General features: G+C 60.6%; 14 protein-coding genes. 11 read left to right on the forward strand and 3 right to left on the reverse strand.

Translation table 11 applies throughout. The features are described from left to right. Nucleotides 1-14 precede the first annotated feature (14 nt). From MRBLMR1_RS01115 to MRBLMR1_RS01135, 5 genes are all read left to right on the forward strand, one after another. On the forward strand, nt 15-1841 hold the full coding sequence (locus tag MRBLMR1_RS01115) for a sensor histidine kinase (protein WP_500063469.1): 1827 nt from the start codon (nt 15-17) through the stop codon (nt 1839-1841). After that, the gene (locus tag MRBLMR1_RS01120; RefSeq protein ID WP_148143080.1) at nt 1838-3232 is read left to right on the forward strand and encodes a sigma-54-dependent transcriptional regulator; all 1395 of its coding nucleotides are present in this window, start codon (nt 1838-1840) and stop codon (nt 3230-3232) included. The genes MRBLMR1_RS01115 and MRBLMR1_RS01120 overlap by 4 nt, the downstream gene beginning before the upstream one ends. Before the next feature lie 253 nt (nt 3233-3485). After that, complete coding sequence (locus MRBLMR1_RS01125) at nt 3486-4469, forward strand: tripartite tricarboxylate transporter substrate-binding protein (protein ID WP_148143081.1); 984 nt, start codon at nt 3486-3488, stop codon at nt 4467-4469. Nucleotides 4470-4757: 288 nt separating this feature from the next. Continuing rightward, nucleotides 4758-5219, forward strand: a complete 462-nt coding sequence (locus MRBLMR1_RS01130) for a tripartite tricarboxylate transporter TctB family protein (protein ID WP_148143082.1) — start codon at nt 4758-4760, stop codon at nt 5217-5219. A gap of 10 nt (nt 5220-5229) precedes the next feature. Continuing rightward, nucleotides 5230-6735: a tripartite tricarboxylate transporter permease gene (locus tag MRBLMR1_RS01135; RefSeq protein ID WP_148143083.1), complete on the forward strand. Its 1506-nt coding sequence runs from the start codon at nt 5230-5232 to the stop codon at nt 6733-6735. Between the two features lie 279 nt (nt 6736-7014). Here MRBLMR1_RS01135 and MRBLMR1_RS01140 read toward each other — a convergent pair whose 3' ends face one another. Further along, complete coding sequence (locus MRBLMR1_RS01140) at nt 7015-8067, reverse strand: substrate-binding domain-containing protein (RefSeq protein WP_148143084.1); 1053 nt, start codon at nt 8065-8067, stop codon at nt 7015-7017. A gap of 264 nt (nt 8068-8331) precedes the next feature. Here MRBLMR1_RS01140 and MRBLMR1_RS01145 point away from each other — a divergent pair, with 264 nt between their 5' ends. From MRBLMR1_RS01145 to MRBLMR1_RS01170, 6 genes are all read left to right on the forward strand, one after another. Next, the gene (locus tag MRBLMR1_RS01145; protein ID WP_183685310.1) at nt 8332-9579 is read left to right on the forward strand and encodes an ABC transporter substrate-binding protein; all 1248 of its coding nucleotides are present in this window, start codon (nt 8332-8334) and stop codon (nt 9577-9579) included. Between the two features lie 189 nt (nt 9580-9768). Beyond that, on the forward strand, nt 9769-10695 hold the full coding sequence (locus MRBLMR1_RS01150) for a carbohydrate ABC transporter permease (protein WP_148143086.1): 927 nt from the start codon (nt 9769-9771) through the stop codon (nt 10693-10695). Continuing rightward, entirely contained in the window at nt 10692-11573 is an 882-nt protein-coding gene (locus MRBLMR1_RS01155) for a carbohydrate ABC transporter permease (protein ID WP_148143087.1), read from the forward strand. Before MRBLMR1_RS01150 ends, MRBLMR1_RS01155 begins: the two co-directional genes overlap by 4 nt. A 6-nt stretch (nt 11574-11579) precedes the next feature. Further along, nucleotides 11580-12680, forward strand: coding sequence for an ABC transporter ATP-binding protein (locus tag MRBLMR1_RS01160; RefSeq protein ID WP_148143088.1), 1101 nt, complete (start codon nt 11580-11582; stop codon nt 12678-12680). Between the two features lie 244 nt (nt 12681-12924). Continuing rightward, complete coding sequence (locus MRBLMR1_RS01165) at nt 12925-14622, forward strand: sensor histidine kinase (RefSeq protein ID WP_148143089.1); 1698 nt, start codon at nt 12925-12927, stop codon at nt 14620-14622. 88 nt (nt 14623-14710) lie between these two features. After that, nucleotides 14711-15727, forward strand: coding sequence for a DNA topoisomerase IB (locus MRBLMR1_RS01170; RefSeq protein ID WP_148143626.1), 1017 nt, complete (start codon nt 14711-14713; stop codon nt 15725-15727). A gap of 201 nt (nt 15728-15928) precedes the next feature. Here MRBLMR1_RS01170 and MRBLMR1_RS01175 read toward each other — a convergent pair whose 3' ends face one another. Together MRBLMR1_RS01175 and MRBLMR1_RS01180 are read right to left on the reverse strand one after the other, a co-directional pair. Beyond that, nucleotides 15929-16489, reverse strand: coding sequence for a type 1 glutamine amidotransferase domain-containing protein (locus MRBLMR1_RS01175; RefSeq protein WP_148143090.1), 561 nt, complete (start codon nt 16487-16489; stop codon nt 15929-15931). 54 nt (nt 16490-16543) lie between these two features. Further along, nucleotides 16544-16741 carry a hypothetical protein gene (locus MRBLMR1_RS01180; RefSeq protein ID WP_148143091.1) on the reverse strand — a complete coding sequence of 66 codons (198 nt, stop codon included), beginning with the start codon at nt 16739-16741 and terminating at the stop codon, nt 16544-16546. Nucleotides 16742-16866: the final 125 nt, after the last annotated feature.

Below are 16866 nucleotides of genomic sequence, written 5' to 3' on the forward strand. Positions count from 1 at the left end.
GGAGCCCTTCGGACGTGAAATATCGTATCGCGGCAGTGTCTGTCCTGTGTCTTGTGCTCGGCCTTGTGCTGACATGGAAGGTGCATGGGTTCGTGGCGCGCAGCGCCATGGACGAGGCGGAACTGCAGGCGGGGACGACGCTGAGGCTGGCGGTTTCGGCGCTTGACGGGCATCTGAAGCGCTATGAGGCGCTGCCGGCGCTGACTGCCGATGACGAGATCATCGAGGTGCTCATAGAAGACCCCGGCAACGAGGCGCTGCGGCTTGCCGCCAACCGGTATCTGAAATCCGTCAATGCGCTTCTAAAATCCTCCGACATCTACATCATGACCATGGACGGCACGACGATTGCCGCGAGCAATTACGATTCTCCCGTTAGTTTCGTCGGCGAGAATTTCAGCTATCGGCCCTATTTCCAGGAGGCGGCGCGGGGCGAGAGGTCGCGTTTCTTCGCGGTCGGCACGACATCGGCCAAGCGCGGTTATTATTTCAGTTCGCCGATCGTGATGGATGGAAAAATCCTTGGCGTCATTGTCTTCAAGGTCGATCTCGATACGATCGAGGCCTCCTGGGCCGGCGGCGACGACCGGATCTTCGTCTCCGATCCGGAAGGCATCATCTTCATGACCGGCAGCGACGAATGGCGATTTGCCGCTATCCTGCCGCTGACGCCGGATCGGATTGCCCGGACGGAAACTTCCCGCCGATATGCGGATGTGAAGCTGCATCAGCTGCCGCTCGCCTATGGCAGTTTCGCAGGCCATGAAACCATGCTGATCCGGAACGGCAATACGGAGCGGGAATATCTCTACGTCTCGCAATCCATGCCGGAGGCCGGATGGACGGTGAATGTGCTGATGGATACGGCCTCGGTGCGCTGGCAGGCGCAGACGATGATGGCGGCCGTGTTTCTGGCGTTCTGCCTTGCCGGACTTGTCTCGGCGATCGTCTTCCAGCGCCGGGCGCGGTTGACTGAGCGCATGCAGCTGCAGGCCGAAGCGCAGAACGAGCTGGAGCGGCGGGTGGACGAGCGAACCGCGGCCCTTGCCCGCGTCAACAGCCGGATCGAGAAGGAAATTGCCGAGCGCCGCCTGACCGAGCGCCGGTTGCGCAAGACACAGGCCGATCTGGTGCAGGCCGGAAAACTCGCAGGCCTCGGCCAGATGTCGGCAGCGCTCTCCCACGAACTCAACCAGCCGCTTGCCGCAGCGAAGACTTATGCCGAGACGACCGGCCTCCTGATCGAGCGCGGGCGGGTGGAGGACGCAAGCGACAATCTCAAGCGCATCTCGGCGCTGATCGACCGAATGGCGTCGATCAGCCGGCACCTGCGCAATTTCGCCCGCAAGCCGAATGAAAAACTCGGCGCGGTCAGCGTCGAGGATGTCATCCGCGATACGATCGAGATCGTTTCGGCGCGGCTCAAGGCGGCGGATGCGGAGCTTTCCATCACGATCGAACCGGGCCTGCCGCGGGTGATGGCAGGCGCCGTGCGTCTGCAGCAGGTGCTGGTCAATATCGTTACCAATGCCGCCGATGCGGTGGAGGGACTGGAGGACAGGCGTATCGATGTGTCTGCCTCCGGTGCGGCCGAGAAGGTGATGATCATCGTGCGCGATCGCGGGCCGGGTGTTCCGGCCGCCATTCGCGAGCGTATCTTCGACCCGTTCTTCACCACCAAAGGCGTCGGCAAAGGGCTGGGGCTTGGCCTGTCGATCTCCTACAATATCGTCAAGGATTTCGGCGGCAGCCTTTCGGTCACCGACCATCCGGAAGGCGGAGCGGTGTTTGACATCGAACTCGATGTCGCCGATGCAAGCGTGATGGAGGCGGCCGAATGACGCTTGCGCAACGAGTTCTGCTTGTCGATGACGAGGAGGAGCTTCGCCGCTCCACCGCCCAGGCGCTGGAACTGTTCGACCTTACCGTCGACACGTTCCCGAATGCGGAAAACGTGCTGGAGCTTTCCGGTTTCGGCTTTGATGGCGTGATCGTCAGCGATATCCGTATGCCGGGGCTGGACGGGATGACGCTTCTGCACCGGGTGCGCGAGCTCGATGCGGAAATCCCGGTCATTCTCGTCACCGGCCATGGCGATGTGCAGCTTGCCGTGAAGGCAATGCGCGAGGGCGCCTACGATTTTCTCGAAAAGCCGTTCACCCCGCAGCATCTGGCCGGCGTCATCCGCCGTGCGCTGGAGCGGCGCGCGCTGATCCTTGAAAACCGGCGGCTTCGGGCCGTTGCGGGAAAACGTGACGATGTGGAAGCCCGCATGCCGGGCCGCACGCAGGTGATGGTCGATCTGCGCTACCGCATTCGTGCGATCGGCGCGACGGATGCCGATACGCTGGTCATCGGCGATACCGGCGTCGGCAAGGAAGTGGTGGCTCGCGCCCTGCACGATATCAGCCCGCGCGCCAACCGGCCGCTGATCGCCATCAATTGCGCCGCTCTTCCCGAAACGCTGATCGAAAGCGAGCTTTTCGGCCACGAAGCCGGTGCCTTTCCCGGCGCGCTTCGGCCGCGATACGGCAAGTTCGAGCATGCGCGGGGAGGGACGATCCTGCTCGACGAAATCAGCTCCATGCCCTTCGACCTTCAGGCGAAATTCCTGCGGGTGCTGCAGGAACGGGTCATTACCCGGCTCGGATCCAACGAGACCGTGCCGCTTGATGTGCGTTTCATCGCCACCAGCAAGGTGGATCTGGAGGCGGAAGTGGCGGCCGGTCGCTTCCGCGCCGATCTTCTCTACCGGCTGAATGTCGCGACGGTGCATGTCCCGGCGCTTTCGCAAAGACGGGCGGATATTCCGCTGCTCTTCCTGCAGCTCGTGCGCGAGGCGGCGGCGCGTTACGGCCGGGAGGATATCGTCGTGCCTCCGGATATCCTTTCGCTGATCGCCCAGCGGGACTGGCCGGGAAATGTGCGCGAGCTGCGCAATGCCGCTGACCGGCTGGTGCTGGGTCTCGATCCGGGTTCAGGGGAGCCGGGTGGGGCTGCAAAGGAAAACGGCGGCCGGCTGGCGGAAAAGGTTGCCGCCTTCGAGCGCAATCTCATCGCCACCGAGATTGCTGCCCATGGCGGGGCGCTGAAGCCGGTCTATGAAACGCTCGGTATTTCGCGCAAGACGCTCTACGAGAAGATGCAGAAATACGGTCTCGACAAGAAGATGCTGAAGTCCTCCCAAGTTGGCGATGAAGACGAGTCGGGAGCGTTCGCCGACTTTTCCTGAGTTGAATTGGCGGATATTTTGCCGCTGCGTCACTATTACTCAAGGCAGTTGGGTGGATTTCCACCCATGCCGGACGCCCGTTGTTCCCAAATCCACCCATGCTGCGCTGCGGTTGAGGAAATATCCTGCCTTCGCTTGCCGTTAGCCAATTGCCAGCGTTTCCGCGCCGCCCGCTAATGGATCCCAAGCAGGTGCCGGAGGAGATGTGCATCTGCAGCTACAGGCTGGATATTGTCCTTGGAGGAGGAAATTCATGAAACTGTTTAACGCCGTTCTCGGCGCAACGGCGCTTGCCGCCATCTCGATGTTTTCCGCACAGGCGAGTGCTCAGGGCTATCCCGAGCGCCAGATCACCATGGTCGTGCCGTTTGCCGCCGGTGGCCCGACCGATACGGTTGCCCGTCTCGTTGCCGAATCCATGTCGAAGGATCTCGGCCAGCAGATCGTCGTCGAAAATGTCGGCGGTGCCGGCGGAACACTCGGTGCCGGCCGCGTCGCTGCAGCCGAAGCCGATGGTTACACGGTTCTGCTCCACCATATCGGCATGGCGACCAGCGCCACGCTTTACCGCAAGCTCGCCTATGACACGCTGAACGCCTTCGAATATGTCGGTCTCGTCACCGACGTGCCGATGACGATCGTCGCCCGCAAGGATATGGAAGCGACCGATCTCAAGGGGCTCGTCGAATACGCCAATGCGAATGCCGACAAGGTGACCGTCGCCAATGCCGGCATCGGGGCTGCCTCGCATCTTTGCGGCATGCTGTTCATGAGCGCCATCCAGACCCCGCTCGTCACCGTTCCCTACAAGGGCACGGGACCTGCGATGACCGATCTTCTCGGCGGCCAGGTCGATATCATGTGCGACCAGACCACCAACACGACGAAGCAGATCCAGGGCGGCACGATCAAGGCTTACGCCGTCACTTCGCCCGAGCGTCTCGACATCTTCAAAGACTTGCCGACCGTCAAGGAAGCTGGGCTTGAAAGCATGACCGTCGGCATCTGGCACGGCATCTACACGCCGAAGGGCACACCCGCCGAGATCAACGAGCGCCTGTCGAAGTCGCTCCAGGGCGCGCTGAAGGACGAGAATATCGTCAAGCGTTTTGCCGAACTGGGCACCAAGCCCTCCCCGGAAGCCGATGCAACGCCGGCTGCGCTGAAAACCAAGCTGGAGACCGAGATCGCCCGCTGGAAGCCGATCATCGAGTCTGCCGGGCAGTACGCGGACTGAGTGCTTGCGCTGGATGGGGTGCGGTATTCAGCGACGACTTAGAGTAAGCGCGCCCTCTCTGACCTATCGGTGATCTCCCCACAAGGGGGAGATCACGTGCCTCATGATCACCGTGTCCAGCGGACCTTGAGTGACCAGACAAAGCGCAGAACGCAAACGCCGAGGTTGATTGGTGAGCTTCTTCCCAGCTGATCTCCCCACCTGTGGGGGAGATGCCCGGCAGGGCAGAGGGGGTGAGCTTGCTCCAGCCATCAACGCTAGACCATCTCCCACTCAAACGGAGACACCATGAATTCCAAGTCATTCGACAAAGCCAATCTGATCTGCGGCATCCTGCTGATCCTGACCGGCATCTTCTTCGCCTATCAGTCGATCGAGCTTGAGCTCGGTACGGCGTTTCGCATGGGGCCGGGGTATTTCCCGTTCATCCTGGCGCTGGCGCTCATCCTGTTCGGCGCCATCATCCTGTTTCAGGCATTTCGCGTGGAGGGAGAGCCGATCGGGCCTATTGCCTGGCGCGGTATCATCTTCATTCTTGCCGCCCCGATCTTCTTCGGCATCACGGTGCGCGGCCTCGGTTTCGTGCCGTCGCTGTTCTTCGCCGCGCTGATCGCCTCTTTCGCCTCCCACAAGATGAAGCCGCTGACGGCCGTTATTCTCGCTGTGCTGCTGACCGCCTTTTCCGTGCTGGTTTTCAGCTATGGCCTCGGGCTGCCCTTCCAGCGCTTCGGACCCTGGGTTCGCTTCTAGGATTTGACTGATGGATCTTTTCAATAATCTTCTTCTCGGCTTCCAGACCGCAGGATCGATCGAGAACCTGTTCTTCTGCCTGATCGGGGTGCTGCTCGGCACGCTGATCGGCGTGCTTCCCGGCATCGGCGCCACCGCGACGATCGCCATGCTGTTGCCGATCACCTTCCAGCTCGAACCGGTCTCGTCGCTGATCATGCTCGCGGGCATCTATTACGGGGCGCAATATGGCGGCTCGACCACGGCGATCCTGATCAACATGCCGGGCGAATCCTCGTCGGCCGTCACCGCCATCGACGGTTACCAGATGGCCCGCAAGGGCAAGGCCGGGGCGGCGCTTGCGATCGCCGCGATCGGCTCGTTCTTCGCCGGCACGGTCTCCACCTTCCTCGTCGCCATCTTCGCGCCGCCGCTCACGGCCATCGCGCTGCAATTCGGCGCCGCCGAATACTTTTCGCTGATGGTCGTCGGTCTGGTCTCGTCGATCGCGCTGGCGCATGGCTCGGTCATCAAGGCGCTGGCCATGGTGGCGCTAGGACTGCTGCTCGGACTTGTCGGAACCGATATCTATACAGGCGCGCCGCGCTTCACGCTCGGCATCCGCGAATATGCCGATGGTCTGAATTTCGTCGCGGTTGCGGTCGGCGTGTTCGGCATCGCGGAAATCCTGCGCAATCTCGAAAACGAGAGAACGCGGGAAGTGCTGATGGCCAAGGTTTCCGGCCTTCTGCCGAGCCGCGAGGATTTTCGGGCGATGATCGCGCCTGTGCTGCGCGGCACGGCGATCGGCTCGGTGCTCGGCATCCTGCCGGGCGGCGGGGCGATCCTTGCTTCCTTCGCCTCCTATACGGTCGAAAAGAAGGTGTCGAAGAACCCGCAGGAATTCGGCCATGGCGCGGTTGCCGGCGTCGCCGGTCCGGAATCGGCGAACAATGCCGGTGCGCAAACCTCGTTCATTCCGCTTCTGACGCTTGGCATCCCGGCCAACCCGGTCATGGCGTTGATGGTCGGGGCGATGATCATCCAGGGCATCGTGCCCGGTCCGAACGTGGCAGCCGAACAGCCGGCCCTCTTCTGGGGCATCATCGCCTCGATGTGGATCGGCAACCTGATGCTCGTCATCCTCAACCTGCCGCTGATCGGGCTGTGGGTCAAACTCCTGACCATCCCTTACTACCTGCTATTCCCGATCATCATGGCCTTCTGCTCGATCGGCGTCTACAGCGTCAACTCGAACGTCTACGACCTCTATGCCGTCGCCTTCTTCGGCCTGCTTGGCTACCTGCTCTTGAAACTGCGCTGCGAGCCGGCACCGCTTCTACTTGGCTTTGTGCTGGGGCCATTGCTGGAGGAAAATCTGCGACGGGCGATGATTTTGTCGCGCGGGGATCCGAGCACGTTCGTCACGCGGCCGATCAGCGCCACGCTGCTGTTCATCGCCGTCATCGTGCTGATTGTCGTGTTCCTGCCGAGTGTGCGGAAGAAGCGTGACGAGGTGTTTGTCGAGGAGGATTAAGTATCGGGAAGGGCCGCCGTTTGGGTGGCCTTTCGCATGTTGGTCAGCGTCTCGGTCGCCCGCTGTGGGTTCTCTTCTGGATAGGATGTTGCTTGTGTTTGGATCCTCGGGTCAAGCCCGAGGATGACGGCAGAGGCAAATCGGATTGACATACGAGACGTTTCGGCAGGATTGTTAGGTTCAATGGGGTCGAAGACATACCCCACAAACTCGTCATCCTCGGGCTTGACCCGAGGATCCAAACGCAAGCCAAAGCCGATCCGCTGTTTTATCCAAAGGCTACACCTCCAGCACCGCCTGCAACTCACCTACCGGCGTTGCCCCGGCCATCCGCTTCAACAGCAGCCCCGCCATCAGCCTTCCTGCTTCCGACAGGTCCTCGTAGATCGTCTCGATCCGCGGCCTGACCTGATCGAACAGGCCGGATGTCTGTTTTGCCACCAAGCTCACATCGCGGCCGATCTCAAGCCCGAGATCGTGGGTGGCCGACATCACCGCCATGGCCGATACCTCGCCGCCGCAGATGAAACCGTCCGGCGGGTCGGCTTTCGCCAGCCGCGCCGCCACATGATCGCGCACCGCATCCGCCTTGCTGTCCAGCGTAATGCCGCTCGCGATCTCGAAACCGACACCTTCCTCCCGCACTGCCGTCATGAAGCCGTGGCGCATGTGGTGATGGAAGGTGAAGCGTTCGGGCGGCAGGATGATGAACAGCCGCCGACAGCCCGAGGCGATCAGCTTCTTCGCCGCCTGATAGGTGAAGCGGTAATTGTCGTAATCGACATAAGGATGCGGCGTCGCAAGCTCCGTCCTGCCGTGACAGACGAAGGGAAAGCCCGCTTCCAGCAGGAATTTCACCCGCTCGTCGGAAGGTTCGGTGCGACTGAACAGGATGCCGTCTGCCATGCGGTTGCGGACGATATGGCGGACCGGATCGATCTGCGGCGTATCGGAAAAATGCGGGGTGATGACGAGGTGATAGGGCGTGCCGCGCAATGTCGCCGTCATGCCCCTGATCATCGATGTGCCGTAGCCGAGGATTTCCTCATGCGGATCCAGAACGAGGCTGATGACGTTGGTGCGGCCGGTGCGCAGGCGCTGAGCGGCCCGATCGGGCAGGTAACCGACCTGGGCTGCCGCTGCCTGAACACGCTGGCGGGTTTCTCGGGCAATCAGCGGATCGTCGCCCAGAGCGCGCGACACGGTGGTCACCGCAAGCCCGGTCAATTCGGCGATCGTCTTCAGCGTCGGCTTTCGGTGGGGGCCGGGAGTTGAAGTCGAAGAGCCAGCCGTGTTCGGTTGGCGTCCGTCCTCTGCATCGTCCAGCGGCATGTCTCATCCTCCATCCGGCGGCTTAACCGCTGCCGGAGCTCCATATATATCGTTGCAAATTCCGTGACGATTTCCAGAATTTTCTTTCAAGTGGACGAACATTCCTCTGAAAATCGATATTTGTCGAGCCGGATCAATACTTTAAAAAATTGATCACGAGCAATTCGAAAACCTTCATCCATGGGTTGACACTTGCTCGGGTTATAACGTTATAAATTGCCTATCCGGAGAGGAGCCCGGATTTGGAGGAGATCATCAATGAATATTCGTGCCATTACAAAACTGGCCGCCGGTGCCGCGTTGATCGCGATGACAGCCGGTGCCGCCAAGGCCGCTGAAGTCGAAGTCCTGCACTGGTGGACGTCGGGCGGTGAAGCTGCAGCACTCAACGTGCTGAAGGAAAACCTCGCCAAGGAAGGCGTCACCTGGAAGGATATGCCGGTTGCTGGTGGTGCCGGTTCCGCCGCCATGACCGCACTTCGCGCCCGCGTCACTGCAGGCGATCCGCCGACTGCGGTTCAGCTGCTCGGCTTCGACCTGCGCGACTGGTCGGAAATGGGCGTTGCCGCCAACCTTGACGATCTCGCCGCCAAGGAAGGCTGGGACAAGGTCATTCCGCCGGCTCTGCAGGAATTCTCCAAATATGACGGTCACTGGGTGGCCGCACCGGTCAACATTCACTCGACCAACTGGCTGTGGCTGAACAAGGCCGCACTCGACAAGGCGGGCGGCAAGGTTCCGACCAATATCGACGAGCTGTTCGCGCTGCTCGACAAATTCAAGGCTAACGGCATCGTCCCGCTCGCCCATGGCGGCGTTCCGTGGCAGGATGGCACGCTCTGGGAAGCCGTGGTTCTTTCCCGCGGTGGCCCGGATTTCTACAAGAAGGCGGTGCTCGAAGCCGATCCGGAAGCACTTTCCAGCGACACGATGAAGAAGGTCTTCGACGACATGTCGAAACTTCGCACCTATTTCGACCCGAACTTCTCCGGCCGCGAATGGAACCTGTCGACGGCGCTCGTCATCGAAGGCAAGGCTGGCGCGCAGGAAATGGGCGACTGGTCTAAGGGCGAATGGCTGCGCGCCAAGAAGGAGCCGGGCAAAGATTTCGTCTGCATCCGCTTCCCCGGCACGCAAGGCTCGGTTCTGTTCAACGCCGACCAGTTCATGATGTTCGATGTGGGCGGTGATGCCGCCGACGCGCAGATGAAGATGGCGTCCGCCGTCGAAAACCCGGCCTTCCAGATCGCCTTCAACAAGGTGAAGGGTTCGGTTCCGGCCCGTACCGACATTCCGGATACGGAATTCGACGATTGCGCCAAGAAGGGCATGAAGGATCTGGCTGAAGCCTCATCCAAGGGCACGCTGATGGGCTCGCTGGCTCACGGCTACGCCCAGCCGGCCGCCATCAAGGAAGCCATGCTCGACGTCATCACCCAGCATCTCAATGGTCAGCTCACGACCGATGCCGCGCTAAAGCGTCTGCCGGAAGCGGTTGCTGCGGCGAAGTAGCAGACAGTACCCCGGCCCAAACCCCTCCCCACAACGGGGAGGGGCTTAACCCGGCTGCACCCTCTACGCCTCAATCGAGCGATGCGGGTGTCACAGGTCTTCTCCCCCCTTGTGGGGGAGATGGCTGGCAGGCCAGAGGGGGTATCCCGCCGGATGCCTTCAATGTTTCTCTCCCCATTGGAGACCCCCATGACGACAATCGAACCGATGCCGGTGGTTACCCCCGAACGGCCGCGGAAATCTTTAGGCGACACGCTGCGCAACGGCCTGCCGAAACTCGTTCTGGCGCCGTCCTTCGCCGTCATACTGATTTTCGTCTACGGCTTCATCCTCTGGACGATCACGCTCTCCTTCACCACATCGCGCATCCTGCCGGTCTATAAATGGGGCGGGTTCGATGCCTATTTCCGGCTCTGGTCGCAGCCGAACTGGTATGTGGCGATGCAGAACCTCGCTATTTTCGGCATTCTCTACATCGCGCTTTGCACCGCAATCGGGCTGTTCATCGCGATCCTGATGGACCAGCGCATCCGCGCCGAGGGCGTGCTCAGACCGATCTTCCTTTATCCGATGGCGCTCTCCTTCGTCGTCACCGGGACGGCGTGGAAATGGTTCCTCAATCCCGGCCTCGGGCTGGAACACACGATGCGCAATCTCGGCTGGGAGAGCTTTACCTTCGACTGGCTGGTCAACCCGAACATGGCGATCTACACCGTCGTCATCGCCGGTGTGTGGCAGGCGTCCGGCTTCATCATGGCGATGTTCCTGGCCGGCCTTCGCGGCATAGACGGCGAGATCATCAAGGCGGCACAGATCGACGGCGCATCGACTGTTTCCATCTATCGCCGCATCATCATCCCGCTGCTGCGGCCGATATTCCTCTCGGCTTTCATCGTGCTCGCACATATGGCGATCAAGTCCTACGACCTCGTCATCGCGCTCACCGGCGGCGGGCCGGGCAATGCCACCGAGCTGCCGTCCACCTTCATGTATTCCTACACGTTCAACCGAAACCAGATGAATGTCGGCTCGGCCAGCGCCGTGATGATGCTGATGGGCATTACCGCGATCATCGTTCCATATCTCTATTCGGAACTGCGGGAGAAGAAGCAATGAGCGCCGCACCCGAAACGATCAGCGCCGGCTCGGCGCGTTTCACACGCTATTTCATCTATGCCGCGCTGATCATCCTTGCGATCGTCTATCTGCTGCCGCTCTATGTGATGTTGTCGACTTCGCTCAAATCGCTCGACGAAATCCGCGGCGGCGACATGCTGGCGCTGCCGACCGATCCTTCGATCGCCGCCTGGACCAAAGCCTGGGGTGAGGCCTGCATCGGGGTCTCCTGCGTCGGCATCAAGGGCTATTTCTGGAATTCGATCAAGATGGTCGTTCCGGCCGTCATCATCTCGACGCTGCTCGGCGCGCTCAACGGTTACGTGCTGACCAAATGGCGGTTTCCGGGCCACAAGATCGTTTTCGGCATGATGCTGTTTGCCTGCTTCATCCCCTTCCAGGCGGTGCTGATCCCGATGGCGCGGCTGCTCGGCCTGATGGGCCTGTCGAACTCGACGACCGGGCTCGTCATGGTCCACGTGATCTACGGTCTCGGCTTCACCACGCTGTTTTTCCGCAATTATTACGAAGCCTTTCCGGACGAACTGGTGAAGGCCGCGATGATCGACGGTGCGGGTTTCTTCAAGATCTTCTGGCGCATTCTTTTGCCCAGTTCGGGGCCGATCATCGTCGTCACGGTCATCTACCAGTTCACCAATATCTGGAACGACTTCCTGTTCGGCGTCTCCTTCTCGTCCGGCGAAGCCTCGCCGATGACAGTGGCGCTCAACAACCTCGTTTCGTCTTCCACCGGCGTGAAGGAATACAATGTCGACATGGCCGCGGCCGTCTTTGCCGCGCTGCCGACATTGTTCGTTTATGTCGTCGCCGGACGCTATTTCGTGCGCGGCCTGATGGCCGGCGCCGTCAAGGGATAAATCTTCATGAGCTTTCTTCAGATCAAGAACATCCGCAAGAAGATCGGCAGCGTCGAGATCCTCAAGGGTATCGATATCGAGCTGGAAAAGGGCGGCTTCCTCGTGCTGGTCGGCCCGTCCGGCTGCGGCAAGTCCACGTTGCTCAATGCCATCGCCGGCCTCTTGCCGCCGTCCTCGGGTGACATCGTTATCGATGGGCAAGTGGTGACCGACCTGCACCCATCGAAGCGCGATATCGCAATGGTCTTCCAGTCCTATGCGCTTTATCCGAACATGACTGTCGAAGAGAACATCGCCTTTGCGCTGGAAATGCGCGGCGTCGACAAGGCCGAGCGTGCAAAGGCTGTGGCGCAGGTGGCGAAAACCCTGCAGATCGAGCATCTCCTGACCCGTCGCCCGAGCCAGCTTTCCGGCGGCCAGCGCCAGCGTGTCGCGATGGGGCGTGCCTTGGTGCGCAAGCCGCGCGTCTTCCTGTTCGACGAGCCGCTTTCGAACCTCGATGCAAAGCTGCGCGTCGAAGTGCGTGCCGAGATCAAGGCGCTGCACCAGAATACCCATGCGACGATCGTTTACGTCACCCACGATCAGATCGAGGCGATGACGCTCGCCACCAAGATCGTCGTGCTGAAGGAAGGCATCGTCCAGCAGGTCGGCACGCCGGCAGAAATCTACAACCGTCCGGCCAATCTCTTCGTCGCGGATTTCATGGGATCGCCGGCGATGAACATGCTGAAGGGCAGGGCGGTTTCAGGCGGTATCCAGCTGTTCGGCGCCGGTGGCCAGGGCGTGACCGTCAGGGTTCCGCCTTCGGTCACGACACCGCTCGCCGAGGGGAAGGAGGTCATCGTCGGTCTACGCCCTGAGGCGATTTCCGACGAAGGCTCTGCCGATGCCGCTGCCTTGGCCAGTGCGCAGATCGATGCGGAGGTCACCATCGTCGAACCGACCGGATCGGATACGTTCGTCACCGGCAAACTCGACGGCACGACGTTTACCGGTCGCGCCCGCGCGGAAACCGTTGTCGAACCCGGCCAGGCATTCCGCTTCGTCTTCAATCTCGACAAGGCAGTGGTTTTCGATCCCCAAAGCGGGCAGCGGATCGGCTGATCTTCGTCGGGCAGGCTAAGTTCCACACATTTGTCGATTGTCCCGAAACGATACGGCAGACACGTTTTCGCAACATTGTGGGGCAACGCACAGCTCAGTTGTTCCAAACACATGTTGGCGCGATCTGCAAAAGCAGTTAGAACCGTTTTGGCTAAGATGTATTAGCGTAGGGCGGGACGACTGATGATCAGTGACAGCGGGCGGGCTTCTGCCTGCAGCTTTATTATTGGCTTAAGATAGCGGAATGTTTAAGTTTTCGCGTCTTTTCCCCACAGCCTCGATCGGCGCCTATCTGATGGCGCTGGTGATTGTCGTCGCCTTGCCGTTGCTGGCTTTTGTCGGTTTTCTTGTCCTGCAACTCGAGGGGCAGGAACGCGAAGGACTGGCCAACGAGACCGCCGAGGATGCGCAGCTGATTGCACGCTCCGTCGATCGGGAATTGCAGGACATGGCGACGACGCTTCGCCTTCTGATTACCTCGCCGGAGCTTGAAGCCGGTGACCTGAGAGCCTTCCACGACCGCACCCAGCGCAGCCTGCGCTCCAATTCGCTTTATGTCATCGTCGTCGACAAGGATGGCCAGCAGCGGCTCAACACCCGTTCGCCCTTCGGCGATCCGCTGCCCAGCATGTCGAACATGCCGGCACTGGAATCGGTGCTGAAATCCGGCATTACCGAAGTCTCCAGCGTGTTTTACGGCAAGACGAGCAACAAGTGGGTGTTCAACGTTGCAATGCCGCTGCCTGATGCGCTTTCGCATTCCGGTTCTGCGATCATCATGACGCAGAATGCCGAAGACATGGAAAAACTGATTTCCATCGAGGGACTTCCTGCAGGCTGGTCGGCTGCGGTCATCGACGGACAGGGGCAGGTCGTGGCTTCTGGTGGGGCCGCCAGAATAGCATCCGGCAAGCCGTTCGATCCCGATACGCTGAGGTTGATGACCGGCTTCAAGGGCACGATCGAAGATGTCGAAGGTGATGAGAGGCAGATGTACGGCTATGCCCAGATCACCGGCTGGACATGGAAGGCCGTCGTCTGGGGGCCGATCGCCTCGGCGCAGGAAGGCATCATCACCACCTTCAAGCAACTGGTCGCGGGGGGCGTGATCTTTCTCACGCTGGCGGTTCTGTTTGCCTATACGATTGCCCGTCAGCTTCGCACGCCGATCCGGCAGATCGCCGACATGGCGGACAGGATCGGCAAGGGTGAGATCGTCTCGCCGGTCGAGACGCGTATCACCGAGGCCAATCAGGTGGCGGTCGCGCTGTCGAATGCGTCCTTCGACCGTAGCGAGGCCGAAGACCGTATCCATCTCATCCTGCATGAACTGGTGCATCGCACGAAGAATATCCTGACGCTGGTGCAGGCGATGATGCGCCAGCTCGGCCGTCAGGACACGACCATGCCGGAATTCCAGAAGGCGATCAGCACACGCCTGCACGGGCTTGGAAAATCCATCGAGGCGCTGGCCAAGGAGCAATGGGCCGGTGTGCGGCTGATGCGCGTCATCGAGATTCATCTTTCGACCTTCGAGGCCGGGGACCGGCTTCTGGTGTCGGGCGAGGATTTCATGCTCAAGGCCGAGGCGGTCCAGAATCTCGGCCTCGTGCTGCACGAGCTGGCGACCAATTCGGTCAAATATGGCGCACTGTCGGTGCCGCATGGGCGTGTACGGATTTCGTGGGACGATGTCGCTCCCGACGATGACGGCGAGCCGAAGATCAGGCTTGTCTGGGAAGAAAGCGGTGGGCCGCTGGTTAGCGAGCCTTCCCGCAAGGGGTTTGGAACGACCATCATCCAGCGCCACGCAGTTGCTGCCTTTGGCGGTCAGGTGGATGTCGAATTCCGCCCGGAAGGCCTTGTCTGGAGACTTGTGGCGCCGCGCGCCAATCTGGAGCGCGACGATGCCGTCGACGAGCGGCGCAGTCTGGCAATGTAGTTCGACGTGATTTGATCGGTTCGCGCAGGAACGAAGCGTGGTTCGCGTCGTTTTAGCGCTCATGGATCTGTCGCTCAAAACAATCGAAATCGACGCCGCTTCGCTCAAAGCCATCGGGCTTACCTATGTCAGCGATACGGAGCCGGGCATTCGCCGATTAAAGCGTGGCAAGGGCTTTTGCTACAAGCTGCCGGACGGATTGCTTCTGACTGATGAAGACGACCGGCTCCGTATCTCGGCGCTGGGGCTTCCTCCGGCCTATGACAATGTCTGGATCTGCATGGATCCGCAGGGACATCTGCAGGCGACGGGTTACGATTCCCGGGGGCGAAAGCAGTATCGGTATCATGCCGACTGGCAGAGCTTTCGCAGCGAGCAGAAGTTCGATCAGTTGGCCCGGTTCGGTGAGGCTTTGCCGCGCATTCGCCGCAAGGTGAAGCGCGATCTTGCGCTCGGTCTCGACAAGTCCGATTGCGTGCTGGCCGCCCTCGTGGCGCTGATGGATGTGACGCATCTGCGCGTCGGCAACAAAGCCTATGCCAAGGAAAACCGTACCTATGGGGCAACGACGCTTCTGAAACGTCACATGATCCTGTCCGGCGACGGTGTGCTTTTGAAATTCACGGCCAAGGGCGGCAAGCGCGTGCAGCACACGCTCAAACATCCACGACTGCAGCGTATTCTTGAAGAGATCGCCGACCTTCCCGGTCGCCAGCTGTTTTCATTTCCAGACGAGCACGGCACCGCCCGCCCGGTCGATTCCGGCAGGCTCAATGCCTATCTCGCCAAGGCTGCCGGCTTTCCGGTTTCGGCCAAGACCTTTCGCACCTGGGGTGGCAGCTTGGCTGCCTTCATGACGGCATGGACGATCGTGGAGGAAGAGGGCAAGCGGCCGAAGATAAAGGCGTTGACCAAAGCCGCTTCGGATGCGCTGCAGAACACGCCCGCCGTCTGCCGCTCAAGCTATATCCATCCGAGCATTCTCGATCTTGCCGAGGATGATGCGCCATTGCGTCGGATCATGGAGACGGGGAAAACATCCAAGTCTCCGCGCGGATTGCGGATGAACGAGGCGCGTTTACTGGCATTTTTGAAGGAAGGGTAAGGCCGGGTGGTGCTGGATTGCAGTGAAGCTCTTGCGCTCGTCCAGTTGCCCCTCGCTCTCTCCCCGCGCGTGGCGAAATGACGTTCCTGATATCGGCGGTAGGGAGAGCCGGCGCCGGTGCGGCATGTTCCTTCCCCCCGCAAGCGGGGAGAAGGTGGCAGCAGCCGGATGAGGGGCCTCCACCAGATCGAAGTAGGGCAATCAGGCAGCGCGGCGCTGGTGCAGGCCTTCTTCCACTTCCTCGACGATCTTGTCGACGAAGGCTGCGAGGTCTTTTGGCGAGCGCGATGTGATGATGCCGCTGTCGACCACGACGGCTTCATCCTTCCAGTTGGCGCCGGCATTGCGCAGGTCGGTGCGGATAGAGGCATAGGAGGTTGCCTTGCGTCCGCGCAGGGCATCGGCCTCGACCAGCAGCCATGGACCATGGCAGATAGCGGCTACCGGTTTGCCGCGGCTGATGAAATCGCGAACCAGCTGTACGGCGTCCTCGTTCTTGCGCAGGACATCCGGGTTGATCTGGCCACCGGGCAGAACGAGCGCGTCAAAATCCTCCACCTTCGCTTCCTTGACATCGAGATCGACGGTCACACTGTCGCCCCAGTCTTTCTCGTCCCAGCTCCTGATCTCGCCGGATTTGATCGAGGCGATTTTCACTTTGGCTCCGCGCTTTTTCAGCTCGTCGTAAGGCACGCGCAGTTCCGAACGTTCGTAGCCATCGGTGGCCAAGATGAGGATATTGGCGGAATCGATATTCGCCATGATAAGCTCCTTTTGGGATTGTTCTTCTTGAGATGAGCGGTGGCTCGTCAGTCTCTAGAGCCTGCCGGTCGACAGGTCGCGTCCGTTGATTGATGCGGGCACGCTGATTTCTTCACGCGGTGTCTTGGGAAGCGGAAGCGCAACGGCTTCCGGAACCACGACCTGAAGATCTTGCGGGCGGGCGACATGGAATGTCGACTGTTCCCGCCGGGTCAGAAAACGGTTCCTGAGCATTCTGAATAAGTGCAGCATGGCAGTCTCCCGTATCAGTCGCTCGCGATAACAACTGGCGACCTGTCACGTGGGCTAACAAGCCCGGGCGGAGAAACGTTCCCACAATTTTACATCCGGCAATGGATCGCGAGGCTGTTCTGGAT

The organism is Neorhizobium sp. LMR1-1-1.1, from assembly GCF_040675795.1.
Lineage (GTDB): Bacteria > Pseudomonadota > Alphaproteobacteria > Rhizobiales > Rhizobiaceae > Neorhizobium > Neorhizobium cellulosilyticum.